This window comes from Novosphingobium sp. Fuku2-ISO-50 (assembly GCF_001519055.1).
GTDB lineage: Bacteria > Pseudomonadota > Alphaproteobacteria > Sphingomonadales > Sphingomonadaceae > Novosphingobium.
The window spans coordinates 308,378-322,700 of sequence record NZ_KQ954285.1; the positions used below are offsets into that span (position 1 = coordinate 308,378).

Here is a 14,323-nt window from a genome sequence, read left to right on the forward strand (position 1 = left end):
GTGGTCGGCAATGGGCCGCCTTAACGGCCCATCCTGGTCAACCCTCGGCGCTGGGCCGGGGATCGCGACGTTCGGCAATACGCGCCGACTTGCCGCGACGACCGCGCAGATAATAGAGCTTCGCACGGCGCACGACGCCGCGACGGACCACGGTGATCGAATCGATGTTGGGCGAATAGAGCGGGAACACACGTTCCACACCTTCGCCGAACGAGATCTTGCGCACGGTGAAGTTCGAGCCGAGGCCACGGTTCGAACGCGCGATCACCACACCTTCATAGGCCTGAACGCGGGTGCGTTCGCCTTCAACAACGCGCACGCCCACGCGCACGGTATCACCGGCGCGGAAAGCGGGAATGTCCTTCTTTGCCTTGAACTCGGCAATGGCTTCAGCTTCAAGCTGCTGAATCAGGTTCATTTTTTGTCGTCCGTCGTTCCATGCTGCGCACCAGAGGCAGACTGGACCCGAACGCCGCCATGGCGTTCCCAAAGGTCCGGCCTGCGTAGCCGGGTATCGACCTCTGCCATGGCATGACGCCATGCAGCGATCTTCGCATGATCCCCCGATCGCAGCACTTCAGGGATCGTGCGCCCTTCCCAAAGATTGGGTCGGGTATAGTGGGGGTATTCGAGAAGACCGTTTTCAAACGATTCCTCGTGCCCACTGGAAGCCGCGCCCATTACGCCGGGAAGCAGCCGAATGCAAGCATCGAGCAGGATCAGCGCCCCACATTCCCCGCCCGACAGCACGACATCGCCCACCGCGATCTCTTCGACATCGCGCCCGGCAAAGATCCGCTCGTCAAACCCTTCAAACCGCCCGCACAGCACGGTCACCCCCGGCCCTGCCGCCAGCTCGCGCACGCGTGCCTGGGTCAGCGGGTGCCCGCGTGGCGTCATCGCCACGACAGGCGCGTCCGGATGCAAGGCGCGCGCATGATCGATGGCCCGCGCCAGCACATCGACCTTGAGCACCATACCCGCCCCGCCGCCTGCGGGCGTGTCATCGACGGTACGATGCTTGTCAGTGGCAAAATCGCGGATCTGCACAGTATCGAGTGACCACGTCCCCTCGGCCAGGGCACGCCCGGCAAGACTGTGGCCCAGCGGCCCCGGAAACATGTCGGGATAGAGGGTGAGGATGGTGGCAGCGAATGTCATGGCCGCGCTCATGCCCCGTGTGGAGCGGACTGTCGAGCGCCGGTCACCGGGTCCAGTCCTCGACCGCCAACCCCGGAACGTCAGTGAAATCCGCAAGGTTTGCCGTGATCACCGTCGCCCCGATGCTCAACGCATGGGCGGCCAGCAAGCGATCGAAACGCGCCCGTTTGAACGGCAGTCGCGCGTAGGCGCGCGCCGCAGCTTCGTCGAACGCGATCAACGGTATGGCATCGATAAATGCGTCCAGCACCTCGGGCGACGGGGGTTTGCCGACATAAGTACCATAGGCGACTTCGGCAAAGCTGATCGTGGAAATGCCGATTTCGCCCGCCGCGCACTCCGCGATACGGGCGGTCAACCGCTCGTACCCCACATCCATGGCATAGACTGCGGCATTCGCATCGATCAGGTATCGAATCACTCGAACCCTGCAGCCTTGCGCGCGGCGATCACGCTCGGCCGTTCCTCGAAATCCTCACGCGGCGCAAGCCGGATACCCGGCGCCTTTCCGGCAAAGCCGCTGACATCGATCTTGCGCTTCGGCGCGTCCTTGCGGCGCAATACCAGACCGTCCGCCTGTTCGACCACGATCCAGTCGGCGCCGGGCTCGATGCCCAAGGCAGCGGGCATGCGGATTGCCACCGAATTGCCCGAGCGAAAGCTTTTGGCGTTGTATTCCTGGCCCATAGCCGACTCCCGTATATACGCCATGTATATACAGCCTGGGCAATTTGTCCAGAGTCAGGGGCGATCAACGGGCACGAAGGCAAAGCGCAGCGCCTGAAGCGTGATCGGGCGAGTCGGCGCGAGCAGGACGGTGCCTTCGATCCGGCCGCGCGCGCATTCCCAGGCGAACGTGCCCGACAGCGCGCTGTCAGGGCGGAGCGGCGCTGCGGTCTCGCAACGGCCTGCCCCGACCTTTGTTTCGGCGAGGAATTTTGCCCAGTTCGCATCGCTGCGATCCATGGCGAAATTGACCGCGACTTTGCCCGACAGCGCCGCGACACTGCCATCGGCCCAGACATCGCGCGCGGCGGCGTAAAATCTGGCGAGATCGGGCGAGACTTGCGCCACGGGGCGCTTGAGCAGGCCTTTTTGCAACAGGAGCACCGCGCTGTCCCACACCGGCGCCGACGGGCCGGAATATGTCCGGTTGGTCAGCGCAAACAGCGCGACGCCAAATTCGGGCAGCATCAGGACATGACTGCCATAGCCGGGAAAGCCGCCGCCATGATTGAGAGTCAGGCCAAGCTCGCAATCGCTGACCACCCGCCAGCCCATGCCATAGGCCAGCGCGCCGGGGCAGGCGCTCGCCCCGCTGGCGCCGTAGCGATGAAACACCGACTGGAAATTGAGCCCTTCGGCAATCTGGCGCACCGTGCCGCGCCGCACCGGGCCGGCGTCGGGATCATCGCGCGGCGGCCAAGCCGACAGCAGAAAGCCAAGCCATTTGGCATAGTCGCGCGCGCTGACTTCAAGCCCGCCCATCGCGTTGAAGGCCCCATCGGCCATGGTCGGCTCCTGCGCCCAGGTCTCGTTTTCCCAGCGATAGCCGATCGCGCGTCGATCGCGCGGATGGGCAAACACGTCATAGCCGCTGGCGGTCATGCCGAGCGGGGTCAGCAGCGTGTTTTCGACATAGGTGCGATAGGGCGCATGCGTGACATTGGCGATCACCCGGCCCAGGATCGCATAGCCGAGATTGGCATATTCGTGGCGCATTTCCGGCGCCCGCGCAAACGGCACCCCGGCGGCAAGCAGGCGGGTGAAATCCTCTTGCGGCAAAGGCTGTTGCCGGTCGCCCCAGGGATCGTCGGTGACGAAGCCGGCGACATGGTGCAGCAGATCGCGAATGGTGATCCGGGGCGAATCCGCCGTCGCATTGCCCCATCCGCGCATTTCGGGGACATACTTTTCCGCCGGATCGTCAAGGCTGAGCAGCCCCTTGTCGCGCAACGACAGGATCGACAGCGCGGTAAACGCCTTGGTCATCGAGGCGATGCGGAACAGCGTGTCGCCATCGACCGGACGCCGCACCACGATGTCCTGCACGCCCATGCCGCGGACATAGGCGAGATGTCCGTCGGCAACGATACCAAAGACCATGCCCGGCACGTGATTGTCCGCCATCCAGCGCGCAAAGATCGCATCGATCGCCGGTTCGACGCTTTCGAGCGCGGCGGGGGCAGGCTGGGCCGAGGCGGGCGATACCGCCATGATGGCCGCCGCGAATGCCGCGATCATTGGTCTTGCGCGCACGACTGGCCCTCCGTCCTTACCCCAAGCGCGCATCCTGACCCTGTCGCAGGGCGCGCGTCAACGCCCGCGCCGCACGGGGTTGGTGCGCCAGGCCGCAAGGTCGCGCGCATCCTTCGACAGGGTCAGGATGAACGGTGTTTTTAATTTCATGAATACAATGGGTTATGAGCAAGAAGCCCGCCCGACCCCTTTTTGGGGATGCGGCTCAGTCTTCGGCCCAGACGGCCTCGATCACCAGCCGCGTATCATCCCATTCGGGCACGGCTTCGGCGCGGATCGGCACCATGAAAGTCTTGCCATCGGGCCGACGCACTTCGAGCACGTCGCCCGCGCCGAAATTCTCGACCGCGATGCAGGTGCCAAGATCGGCGCCATCGGTCGAAACGGCGGGAAGGCCGATCAGATCGGCGTAATAATATTCGCCTTCGCCCAGCGGCGGCAGCGCCGAACGCGGCACGGCCAGAGCCGTCCCGCGCAAGGCTTCCGCACCGTTGCGATCATGGCATTCGGCGAGCCGGGCAATCGCCCCGCCCTTGCCGTCTTCGCGCACGGCGGTCAGCGTCAGGCCGCCGCCATTGAACGCGCCGGCCCGATTGAGGTGGCGCTTCAGCGTCGCCACCCCATCGCCAAACAGTTTCAGGCGCACTTCGCCGGCCACGCCATGCGCACCGGCAATGGCTGCCAGCGTGACCGGACGATCAGTGCCCAAGTGTCAGGCTTCCGCAGGCTCGGCGGCAGCGGCCTGCGCTTCGGCCAGCTTTGCAGCCTTTTCTTCAGCGCGTTCCTTGGCCTTCTTGCCGGGGACGCCCGCGTTGGGGTTCAGCGTGACAACGCGTTCCTTGATGCCTGCCTTGTCGAGCAGACGGGCAACGCGGTCGGTCGGCTGCGCGCCGACGCCCAGCCAATAGCGCACGCGGTCTTCGACCATGCGCACGCGGTTTTCATCGTCCTTGGCAAGCAGCGGGTTGTAAGTGCCGACCTGTTCCAGGTACTTGCCGTCGCGCGGCGCGCGGCTGTTGGAAACGACGATCTTGTAATAAGGGCGCTTCTTCGAACCGCCGCGCGACAGACGCAGAGAAACAGACATGACTTGTACCTTTCCAACAAATTTCAAAAACTGATTATGTGAAACTTCAATTATTTGCGCTTGAGCAGATCACCCAGATTGGAGGGCATGCTGCCAAGCCCGGGCAGCTTTGCGCCACCACCAAGCCCGCCGCCGAGACCGCCAAGCCCGCCCGGCCCCATCTGCTGATCGAGCCCGGGCATCGCCCCGCCCATGCCGCCCTTGCCGAACATCGCGGCAAGACCCTTCAGCCCGCCCATCTTGCGGATCTGCTTCATCGCGCGCGCCATTTCCTGGTGCATCTTGATGATCTTGTTGACGTCCTGCACTTGCGTGCCCGATCCTTTGGCCACGCGGATCTTGCGCTTGGCATTGAGCAGTTCGGGCTTGTTGCGTTCCTTGGGCGTCATCGAGCCGATGATCGCATCCATGTGCAGAAGCACGCGGTCATCCATGCCCGAATTGGCCATGGCCGCCTTCGCCTTCTTCATGCCCGGCATCAGCCCGGCCAGCGCGCCAAGACCGCCCATGCGCTGCATCTGGCGAAGCTGCGTGCGCAAGTCGTTCATGTCGAACTCGCCCTTGGCCATACGCTGGGCCAGGCGGTCGGCTTCATCGGCATTGACCGCCGCAGCGGCCTTTTCGACGATCGAGACGATGTCGCCCATGCCGAGAATACGGCCGGCGACGCGCTCGGGATCAAACGTTTCGATCGCATCGAGCTTTTCGCCCGTCCCGGCGAACTTGATCGGCTGCCCGGTCACGGCGCGCATCGACAATGCCGCGCCGCCGCGCGCATCGCCGTCCATGCGGGTCAGCACCACGCCGGTCAGCGGAACTTGCGCAGCGAAATTCTGCGCCACGTTGACGGCGTCCTGCCCGGTCAGCGAATCGACCACCAGCAGCGTTTCGCGCGGTGACGAAATCGCGCTGACCGCCTTCATCTCGTCCATCAGCGCCTGATCGACGTGAAGCCGACCGGCGGTGTCGAGCATGAGCACGTCGACCGCCTGAAGCTTTGCCGCATGAAGCGCGCGCGTGGCGATCTCGACCGGCTGCTGCCCGGCGATGATCGGCAATGTCGCCACCCCGACTTGCCCGCCCAGCACGGCGAGCTGTTCCTGCGCCGCCGGACGATTGACGTCGAGCGAGGCCATCAGAACTTTCTTGCCGCTCTTTTCCTTGAGCAGCTTGGCGATCTTGGCCGTGCTGGTGGTCTTGCCCGAGCCTTGCAGCCCGACCATCATGATCACCACCGGCGGCGTCGCGGCCAGATCGAGATCGACCGTTCCGCCGCCGAGCATGTCAACCAGCGCGTCGTGAACGATCTTGACCACTTGCTGGCCGGGCGTGACCGAGCGCAAGACTTGCTGACCGATCGCCTGTTCGGTCGCGGCATCGACAAAGCGGCGGACCACCGGCAGCGCGACGTCGGCTTCGAGCAACGCGATGCGCACCTCGCGCATGGCGGCGCGCACGTCCTCTTCGGACAGCGCGCCACGGCCGCGCAGGCGGTCGAATACACCGCTCAGCCGGTCTGACAGACTATCGAACAATCCGCACCACTCCTGCCCTTCTTTCGCCCCCCGGAACCAAAAACGCCGAAAACGCCGGTGGGCGAAACCTCGCCGACCAGCGTTGGCATTTCCGCTGCAAGAGCCGAAAGCGAATCCAACGAAGCAGCCGATCCCGGCTGTTTCAAACCGGGCCCATAAGCCGTGACGGGCATTTTAGCAAGCGACCGGTTTCGCGATCGGCAGCCCACCGGCGCACGAGCCGACCTTAACCGAAATTTCAGCAGAATCCCTTAGGTGTTGCCGGATAGATTCAGGAACGGGGAGGCATACCGCAAGCAATGCCAGGGCATAAGATCCAGCATTGGCAGGACAGCGTCGGGACGCCGGGATCGGTCGCGCCCGCCTGTTGCGCGCTCCAGCCCGGTTCCCAGGCCCGTTCGATGCCTGCCGGGACCACGCGGACCGAGCGCGATCTGATCGGGCTGGGAATCATCGTTGCCGCAATCATCCTGTTCGTCGCCACCGGTTCAGCGGCGTTGACCAGGCTGGCGCGGCACCTGCTGTTTGGCGAGGCCGCTGTCGACACGCTGCTGATCAACGCCCTCCTGCTCAATGTCGCGCTGATCATCTTTGGCTGGCGGCGCTATGTCGACCTGACGCGGGAAATCGCCGCACGTCGCATGGCGGAGATGGCGGCGCTGCAACTGGCCGATACCGATTCGCTGACCGGCCTACTCAATCGGCGCAGTTTGGGCGCGATCCTGCCCCGGCTGATCGCGACGGCTGCGGAAAACAGGGGCTGCCTGGCGGCGATCCTGATCGATCTCGACCGTTTCAAGCGCGCCAACGATTCGCATGGCCACCAGGTCGGCGATGCCGTCCTGATCGAGTGTGCGCGACGTGTGCGCGAGATGCTGCCGAAAGATGCCGCGCTGGCGCGTCTTGGCGGCGATGAATATGCCGCGCTGGTCCCGTTTGCGCGCGGCGTCGACGCCATCGCCCAGGCCGAACACATTGCCGCGCGGATCGGCACGGCGATCGCCATGCCGGTCGAATGCGGCGAACACACCATCTCCGTCACCGCCTCGATCGGCATTGCCTGCAATCCGGCATATGCCGGGGCGCCGTTTGGCGATGCAGCCGACACGCTGATGCGTCATGCCGATGTGGCGATGTATCAAGCCAAGAAAGCGGGCCGCAATCGGCACTGCTGGTTCAACCCGAGCATGGAAGCGGCCATGCTGGCGCGTAGCGCGCTCGAACAGGCGATCCGCCACGGCGTGAAAAGCGGGGAATTCCGCCCCCATTACGAAAAGCAGATCGATCTCGCGACCGGCGCGATCGCCGGGCTCGAAATGCTGGCGCGGTGGCATTCGCCCGAACGCGGGCTGATCGGCCCCGATGTCTTTGTGCCCATTGCCGAAGAGATCGGGGTCATGCCCGAATTGTCCGAGGCGCTGATCCGTCAGGCGCTGATCGATGCGCGCGACTGGGCGCCGCATCTGACGCTGGCGATCAACATTTCGCCGGTGCAATTGCGCGATCCGTGGTTTGCGCAAAGACTGCTCAAACTGCTGATCGAAGCGCGCATGCCGCCCAATCGGATCGACATCGAGATCACCGAGGCATGCCTGACCGAAAACCTGCCGATGGTGCGTTCGCTGGTCACCTCATTGCGCAATCAGGGCGTGCGCATCAGCCTCGACGATTTCGGCCATAGTGCGTCGAGCCTTGCCCATCTGCGCGCCTTGCCGTTCGACCGGATCAAGATCGACCGCAATTTCATCACCAGCCTCGGCAAAAGCCACGACAGCGCGGCAGTCGTCAAAGCGATCGGCTCGCTAGGTCGGGGAATGGCCCTGCCGATCACCGCAGAAGGCATCGAAACGCCCGAAATCCTGGCCGAACTGCGCAAACTCGGCGCATTCATGGGCCAGGGCCATATCTATGGCCTGCCGATGAATGCCGACGATTTGCGCCGCGATCTGGCCGAGCGCGATCTGCTTGCCCAACCCCCGCTTGCCCAAACGTGCGAAGATCAGGACCGGCACCGCGCCTGATACGCCAGGGCCTGATTCGGCAGGCTTGGCCAAGCCCGACCCGATCCGTCGAAGCTGATTTCCAAATGGCGCCGCATGTTCTACTAGCCCGCGCCATGCACATTCCCTTTCGCAAGATGCATGGCCTCGGCAACGATTTCGTCGTGATCGACGCGCGCGTGCGCGCTTTGGCGATGACAGCGCGCCGCGCCGCCGCGCTCGCCGACCGCAAGACCGGGATCGGCTGCGATCAACTGATCGTGCTCGAACCCTCCGACAGCGCCGATGTGCGCATGCGCATCTTCAATCCGGACGGCGGCGAAGTCGAATCCTGCGGCAATGCCAGCCGCGCGGTCGGCCTGCTGCTGGCCGACGAACGCGGCGGCGAAACGCGCATCGAGACGCTGGGCGGAACGATCGTCGCGAAGGCGGGAACAAACGGTATCAGCGTCGCCATGGGCCGCCCCCGCTTTGGCTGGGACGAGATTCCGCTCGCCTATGCGATGGATACCTTGACCATGCCGGTCGGCTGGGAAGATCTGGTCGAGCCGGTCGCCGTCAATGTCGGCAATCCGCATGTCGTGTTCTTCGTGCCCGATACCCATGCCGTCGATCTGGCCCGGCTCGGGCCGCTGATCGAGACCGATCCGCTGTTTCCGCGGCGCATCAATGTCAATGTCGCGACTCTGACCGGGCCCGATGCGATCGCCTTGCGCGTGTGGGAACGCGGCGCCGGGCTGACGCGCGCCTGCGGCACCGGGGCCTGCGCCACGGCCATCGCGGCGATGCGCCGCCGCCTGACCGGGCGCAAAGTCACGGTCACTCTGCCCGGCGGGCCGCTGGCGATCGAATGGGACGATACCGACGAGATCGTCATGACGGGCCCTGCGGCAACCAGTTTCGAGGGCACATTTGCCGAGGACGATTATCCGGCATGACCGCGCCGGTTTCCCCCGATTCGACGCTTGATGACGTGGTCACGCTCGGCTGTCGGCTCAATCTTGCCGAAAGCGAGGCGATCCGCGCCATGCTCGCCGGGGCGGCGGGGCGGACGGTGGTGGTCAATTCCTGCGCGGTCACCGCCGAAGCGGTACGCCAGTCGCGGCGCGCCGTGCGCCGGCTGCGCCGCGCACATCCCGACGCACGGCTGGTGGTCACCGGGTGCGCCGCAACGATCGAGCCGGATACCTTTGCCGCGATGGGCGAAGTCGATGCGGTCGTGCCCAATCCGGCCAAGCTGACCCCGCAAAGCTGGCTGGCGCCTGCCGCCGACCTTTCGCCTCCACCCCATCATACCGCTGCGCATCATGCCTCCATGCATCATACCCGTGCGTTTGTCCCGGTGCAGACCGGGTGCGACCATGCCTGCACGTTCTGCATCATTCCGGCTGGACGCGGGGCCGGCGTGTCGAGCCCGGTCGATGACGTGATCCGGCGAATCGCCGCGCATCTCGCGCACGGCGTCAACGAAGTGGTGCTGACCGGAGTCGATGTCACCGGATGGGGCGCCGACTTGCCCGATACGCCGCGCCTGGGCGATCTGGTCGCGGCGATTCTCGTGGCGTTTCCGACGCTGCCCCGGCTGCGGCTGTCGTCGCTCGACGGGGTGGAAATCGACGATGCCCTGTTCGAGATCCTGACCGGCGAGGCGCGGGTCATGCCGCATGTCCATCTCTCGCTGCAATCGGGCGACGACATGGTGTTGAAGCGGATGAAACGCCGCCACAGCCGCGCGCAGGCGATCGATCTGGTCGAGCGGCTGGTCGCGCGCCGCCCGCAGATCGCCATCGGCGCCGATCTCATCGCCGGCTTTCCGACCGAAACCGACGCGATGCACGCCAACAACCTCAGCCTGATCGCAGCGGCGCGGATCGTTCACGGCCATATCTTTCCTTATTCGCCGCGCCCCGGCACCCCGGCGGCGCGCATGCCGCAAGTCGATCCGGTGCTGGTGCGGGCCCGCGCCGGGGCCTTGCGCGCAGCGGTGGCGGACCAGCGCGCAGCCTGGCTGCGGACTTTGGTGGGGCACCCGCGCGAAGTGCTTGCCGAACGCGACGGCACCGGCCATTCGGGCGAATTCGCCCCCTACCGCCTGCCTCCGGGGACGGCGGCGGGCAGCCTTGTCACCATGACGCCCCGGACGATCACCGAAGGATTGCTGGCATGAGTAGCGAAACCTGGAGCGACCGCCTGCTGGGCGGATTGCGCAAGACGCAGGAACGCCTCGCCGGCAATCTGGCGGGGCTGACCGGCGGCGGGCGGCTGTCCGACGAACAGCTCGACGATATCGAGGACGCGCTGATCGCGTCGGATCTCGGCCCCCGCGCGGCAGCGCGAATCCGCGAACGGCTCGCCTCGGGGCGGTTCGAAACCGGGCTCGACGAAGCGGCCCTGCGCGCGACCGTGGCGGGCGAGATCGAGGCCATTCTCAAACCCGTGGCGCGTCCGCTCGACATCATCGCCTTTCCCCGCCCGCAAGTGATCCTGGTGATCGGGGTCAACGGATCGGGCAAGACCACCACGATCGCCAAGCTGGCGCATCTGTTCCAGGAACAGGATTACAGCGTCATGCTGGCGGCGGGCGACACGTTTCGCGCCGCCGCGATCGGGCAATTGCGCGTCTGGGCCGAACGGCTGGGCGTGCCGATCATTTCCGGCGCCGAAGGCGGCGACCCCGCCTCGATCGTGTTTGATGCGGTGAAGCAGGCGACCGAACAGGGCACCGATGTCCTGATCGTCGATACTGCCGGGCGGTTGCAGAACAAGCGCGAGCTGATGGACGAACTGGCCAAGATCCGCCGCGTGCTCGGGCGTTTGAACCCGGCGGCGCCGCATGACGTGGTACTCGTGCTCGATGCCACCAACGGACAGAACGCCTTGCAGCAGATCGAAATCTTTCGCGATGTGGCCGGCGTCACCGGGCTCGTCATGACCAAGCTCGACGGCACCGCGCGCGGCGGGGTGCTGGTTGCGGCGGCGGAACAATACGGCCTGCCGATCCATGCGATCGGCGTCGGCGAAAAGATCGATGATTTGCGCCCGTTCGACCCCGCGCTGGTCGCGCGGGTCATTGCCGGAGATGTCCAGTGAACGCGAAGACCAACCAGCCCGCCGCATCGTCGTGGATCAATCTCCTCGTCGATTACGGCCCTTTGCTGGTGTTCTTCCTCGCCTATCGCCATTTCAGCCCGAATGGGGGCGATGTCGGCATCGGCACAGCCGTCGCCGTGACGAAAAGCACGGTGGTGTTCATGGTCGCCACGGTCGCTGCGCTGGTGATTTCGAAATGGCGGCTGGGCAAGATTTCGCCGATGCTGTGGCTGTCATCGACACTGATCATCGGGTTTGGCGCGCTGACCGTGTTTCTGGGCGATCCGACCTGGATCCAGATCAAGCCCACGGTCGTCTATGTCCTGTTCGCCGCGATCCTGTTCGGCGGCCTGCACTTTCGCCGCCCCATGCTGCGCGATCTGCTGCAATCGGCGTTCGACGGGCTCAATGACGAAGGCTGGCTGAAACTGTCGCGCAACTGGGCGTGGTTCTTCGTGTTCCTCGCCGTGCTGAACGAGGTGTTGCGCCACTATTTCAACAAGGACAACGGCGGCTTTGCGACCTGGCTGACGATCAAGGTCTGGGGCGTCACCGCGCTGTCGTTCGCCTTCACGTTCGCCCAACTGCCCATGCTGATGCGCCACGGCATGGGCGAAACGGCGGAAGACGAAGCCGAAACCACCACCCCGCACGATTAGGGCGGTGTCGGCGCGGCCCGAAAAAACCCGATAGATCGATATTCCTCGGACGTGCTATATCCGTATAGCGCAAACGCAGGAGATCGTCGTGTTGGCAATCAGGCTTCCGCTTGAAATCGAACAAAGGCTTGACGCGCTCGCCAAGGCAACGGGCCGGACCAAGACCTTTTATGCGCGGCAAGCGATCGTCGAGCACATCGACGAAATCGAGGCACGCGCCGCAATCATGGCGAGCGAGGTGACCGACGACCCTTTCGGGGCGTTCTCCGAATGGGACAGCGCAGCGGATCGACGGGCCTATGCCGGACTTTAGCTTCAGACAGGGCGACGTCGTCCGCGTCCCTTTTCCCTATACCGACAAGGCCACGCGCCAGCATCGGCCTGCACTGGTGGTATCGCATGGTGATTTGGGCGAGGGCCAACCGCTGCTGTGGGTCGCCATGATAACCAGCGCGGAAAATCGCCGCTGGCCCGATGACCATGCGATCGGCGATCTGGCGCAAGCGGGACTGCCGTCCCCCTCCGTTGTCAGACCCGCCAAGATCGCCACGATTGAGGCACGCCATGCCGAACCGCTCGGCCAGTTGCCGCCTGACGTCATGGTCCAAATCAGCCAGACACTGGGGCGTTATCTTGGCGTGATCCGCTCGTAGAAGCCCGACACGCTGCAATCCTGCTCTGCCTAAATCTTGATCTGCCTAAATCTCGATCTGCCTAGATCTTGATCTGGCTGCCCAGTTCGACGACGCGGTTGGTCGGCAGGCGGAAGAATTCCATCGCGCTGGCGGCGTTGCGCAACATCCATGAAAACAGTTTCTCGCGCCACACCGCCATGCCCGGCGTGTCGGACGCCAGCAGCGTCTGGCGCGACAGGAAGAAGCTGGTGCGCATCATGTCGAACGGTTCGCCGCCCAGAGTCAGCCCCTTGAGCGCGGCGGGCACGTCGGTTTCCTCCAGAAAGCCAAAGCGCAGCTTCAGACGATAGAACCCGTTGCCGAAATCGCGCACCGCCGCGCGGGTTTCCGGATCGACAAACGGGGTATCCTCGATCTGTACCGTCATCAGCACGATGCGTTCGTGCAAGACCTTGTTGTGCTTCATGTTGTGCAACAGCGCCGAGGGCACGCCCGCCGAGGCAGAGGCCATGAACACCGCCGTCCCGGGGACGCGAATCGCGCTGGCATGGGCGGACTTGGCAAAGACTTCGAGCGGAATGCCGCTCGCCGCCATGGTCTTGCGCATCAGCACACGCCCGCGCGACCAGGTGGTCAGGAGGACGAACACCACCACCCCCATCGCCAGCGGCACCCAGCCGCCATCGGGCACTTTGGTCAGATTGGCGGCAAGATAGACCGCGTCGACCACGAAGAACAACGTCAGCAGGGGGACCGCAAAGATCGGCTTCCAATGCCACAGCCGGAACAGCACCACTGCGAGCAGCACGTTGTCGATCAGCATCGCCGCCGTCACCGCAACGCCATACGTCGCGGTCAGGTTGGTCGAACGCTGGAACACCAGAACCAGCACGATCACCGCGACCAGCAAGGCCTGATTGATCGCCGGGATATAGATCTGCCCGGCGGCAAGACTGGTATGACGGATCGTCATGCGCGGGATGAAACCAAGCTGGATCGCCTGTTGCGTCACCGAAAACACGCCCGAAATCACCGCCTGCGACGCGATGATCGCCGCCAGACTGGCGAGAATCAGCAAAGGCCATTGAAACCAGTGCGGCGCCAGCAGGAAAAACGGGCTCTCGAGCGCCTCATGCTGGCGCAACAGCAGCGCCGCCTGCCCCAGATAATTGAGCACCAGCGCCGGCAACACGACCGTCAGCCACGACAGCCGGATCGGCGTCCGCCCGAAATGGCCCATGTCGGCATACAGCGCCTCGGCCCCGGTAACCGCGAGAACCGCCGCGCCCATCGCGAGGAACCCGCGCCAGGGATCGGCGACGAACATCACCACCGCATAATGCGGCGACAACGCCGCCAGAACTTGCGGATGGCTGGCCATGCTGATGACCCCGAGCACCGCGATCGTCGCGAAATAGACCAGCATGATCGGGCCGAAGAACGACGCCAGCCGCGCCGTGCCGCGCGATTGCAACAGGAACAGCACAATCAGGATCAGCACCACCAGCGGCACCACGGCATAATGCAATTCGGGGCGATAGACCGCGACCCCTTCGATCGCGCCCATCACCGAGACCGCCGGCGTGATCATCGCATCGCCATAGAACATCGCCGTGGCAAACACCCCGAGCACGATCACCCCGCGCCCCCAGCGCTTTTCGGTGGCTTCGCGGTTGATCAGCGCGAGCAGCGCCAGGCTGCCCCCTTCGCCGCGATTGTCGGCGCGCATCATCACGATCACGTATTTCAGCGTGACCATGATCAGCATCGACCAGAACATCAGGCTGACAATGCCGTGGATATGCAGCGAATCGAGCGGCAAGCGATGCCGCCCGGCAAACGTATCGCGCAAGGCATAGAGCGGGCTGGTGCCGATATCGCCAAACACGACGCCCAT

The 14,323-nt window shown here is 64.7% G+C and carries 16 protein-coding genes; 7 read left to right on the plus strand and 9 right to left on the minus strand.

The features are described from left to right. Window positions 1-37 precede the first annotated feature (37 nt). The 8 genes from rplS to ffh all read right to left on the minus strand — a co-directional run bounded on the left by rplS (window position 38) and on the right by ffh (window position 6,042). On the minus strand, window positions 38-418 hold the full coding sequence (gene rplS, locus AQZ50_RS01405; protein ID WP_067741542.1) for a 50S ribosomal protein L19: 381 nt from the start codon (window positions 416-418) through the stop codon (window positions 38-40). After that, on the minus strand, window positions 415-1,161 hold the full coding sequence (trmD, locus tag AQZ50_RS01410; RefSeq protein WP_067742340.1) for a tRNA (guanosine(37)-N1)-methyltransferase TrmD: 747 nt from the start codon (window positions 1,159-1,161) through the stop codon (window positions 415-417). The genes rplS and trmD overlap by 4 nt, the downstream gene beginning before the upstream one ends. A gap of 43 nt (window positions 1,162-1,204) precedes the next feature. Next, complete coding sequence (locus AQZ50_RS01415; protein WP_082703336.1) at window positions 1,205-1,582, minus strand: type II toxin-antitoxin system VapC family toxin; 378 nt, start codon at window positions 1,580-1,582, stop codon at window positions 1,205-1,207. Next, window positions 1,579-1,848 (minus strand): AbrB/MazE/SpoVT family DNA-binding domain-containing protein, encoded by a 270-nt coding sequence (locus tag AQZ50_RS01420; RefSeq protein ID WP_067741544.1) that lies wholly within the window; start codon window positions 1,846-1,848, stop codon window positions 1,579-1,581. The genes AQZ50_RS01415 and AQZ50_RS01420 overlap by 4 nt, the downstream gene beginning before the upstream one ends. A 54-nt stretch (window positions 1,849-1,902) precedes the next feature. Next, a complete protein-coding gene (locus AQZ50_RS01425) occupies window positions 1,903-3,405 on the minus strand; it encodes a serine hydrolase domain-containing protein (protein WP_067741546.1) in 1,503 nt (500 codons plus the stop codon). Window positions 3,406-3,625: 220 nt separating this feature from the next. Then, the gene (gene rimM, locus AQZ50_RS01430) at window positions 3,626-4,129 is read right to left on the minus strand and encodes a ribosome maturation factor RimM (protein WP_067741549.1); all 504 of its coding nucleotides are present in this window, start codon (window positions 4,127-4,129) and stop codon (window positions 3,626-3,628) included. Between the two features lie 3 nt (window positions 4,130-4,132). Next, complete coding sequence (gene rpsP / locus AQZ50_RS01435) at window positions 4,133-4,507, minus strand: 30S ribosomal protein S16 (RefSeq protein ID WP_067741552.1); 375 nt, start codon at window positions 4,505-4,507, stop codon at window positions 4,133-4,135. A gap of 50 nt (window positions 4,508-4,557) precedes the next feature. Beyond that, a complete protein-coding gene (gene ffh / locus AQZ50_RS01440) occupies window positions 4,558-6,042 on the minus strand; it encodes a signal recognition particle protein (protein WP_067741561.1) in 1,485 nt (494 codons plus the stop codon). 299 nt (window positions 6,043-6,341) lie between these two features. On the opposite strand from ffh, the gene AQZ50_RS01445 reads away from it, so the two are divergent. The 7 genes from AQZ50_RS01445 (at window position 6,342) to AQZ50_RS01475 (ending at window position 12,444) form a co-directional block, all read left to right on the plus strand. Further along, window positions 6,342-8,063: a putative bifunctional diguanylate cyclase/phosphodiesterase gene (locus tag AQZ50_RS01445; protein WP_231730057.1), complete on the plus strand. Its 1,722-nt coding sequence runs from the start codon at window positions 6,342-6,344 to the stop codon at window positions 8,061-8,063. A 95-nt stretch (window positions 8,064-8,158) separates the two neighbouring features. Continuing rightward, window positions 8,159-8,980, plus strand: a complete 822-nt coding sequence (gene dapF, locus AQZ50_RS01450; protein WP_067741566.1) for a diaminopimelate epimerase — start codon at window positions 8,159-8,161, stop codon at window positions 8,978-8,980. After that, on the plus strand, window positions 8,977-10,209 hold the full coding sequence (locus tag AQZ50_RS01455; RefSeq protein ID WP_067741569.1) for a MiaB/RimO family radical SAM methylthiotransferase: 1,233 nt from the start codon (window positions 8,977-8,979) through the stop codon (window positions 10,207-10,209). Before dapF ends, AQZ50_RS01455 begins: the two co-directional genes overlap by 4 nt. Continuing rightward, complete coding sequence (gene ftsY / locus AQZ50_RS01460) at window positions 10,206-11,132, plus strand: signal recognition particle-docking protein FtsY (protein WP_067741571.1); 927 nt, start codon at window positions 10,206-10,208, stop codon at window positions 11,130-11,132. Before AQZ50_RS01455 ends, ftsY begins: the two co-directional genes overlap by 4 nt. Next, the gene (locus tag AQZ50_RS01465; RefSeq protein WP_067741573.1) at window positions 11,129-11,791 is read left to right on the plus strand and encodes an inner membrane-spanning protein YciB; all 663 of its coding nucleotides are present in this window, start codon (window positions 11,129-11,131) and stop codon (window positions 11,789-11,791) included. The genes ftsY and AQZ50_RS01465 overlap by 4 nt, the downstream gene beginning before the upstream one ends. Before the next feature lie 88 nt (window positions 11,792-11,879). Beyond that, on the plus strand, window positions 11,880-12,104 hold the full coding sequence (locus AQZ50_RS19925; RefSeq protein ID WP_082703337.1) for a type II toxin-antitoxin system RelB family antitoxin: 225 nt from the start codon (window positions 11,880-11,882) through the stop codon (window positions 12,102-12,104). After that, entirely contained in the window at window positions 12,091-12,444 is a 354-nt protein-coding gene (locus AQZ50_RS01475; protein ID WP_067741575.1) for a type II toxin-antitoxin system PemK/MazF family toxin, read from the plus strand. Before AQZ50_RS19925 ends, AQZ50_RS01475 begins: the two co-directional genes overlap by 14 nt. A 61-nt stretch (window positions 12,445-12,505) precedes the next feature. Here the strand turns inward: AQZ50_RS01475 and AQZ50_RS01480 are convergent, their stop codons facing one another. Further along, entirely contained in the window at window positions 12,506-14,323 is a 1,818-nt protein-coding gene (locus tag AQZ50_RS01480; RefSeq protein WP_067742343.1) for a potassium transporter Kup, read from the minus strand.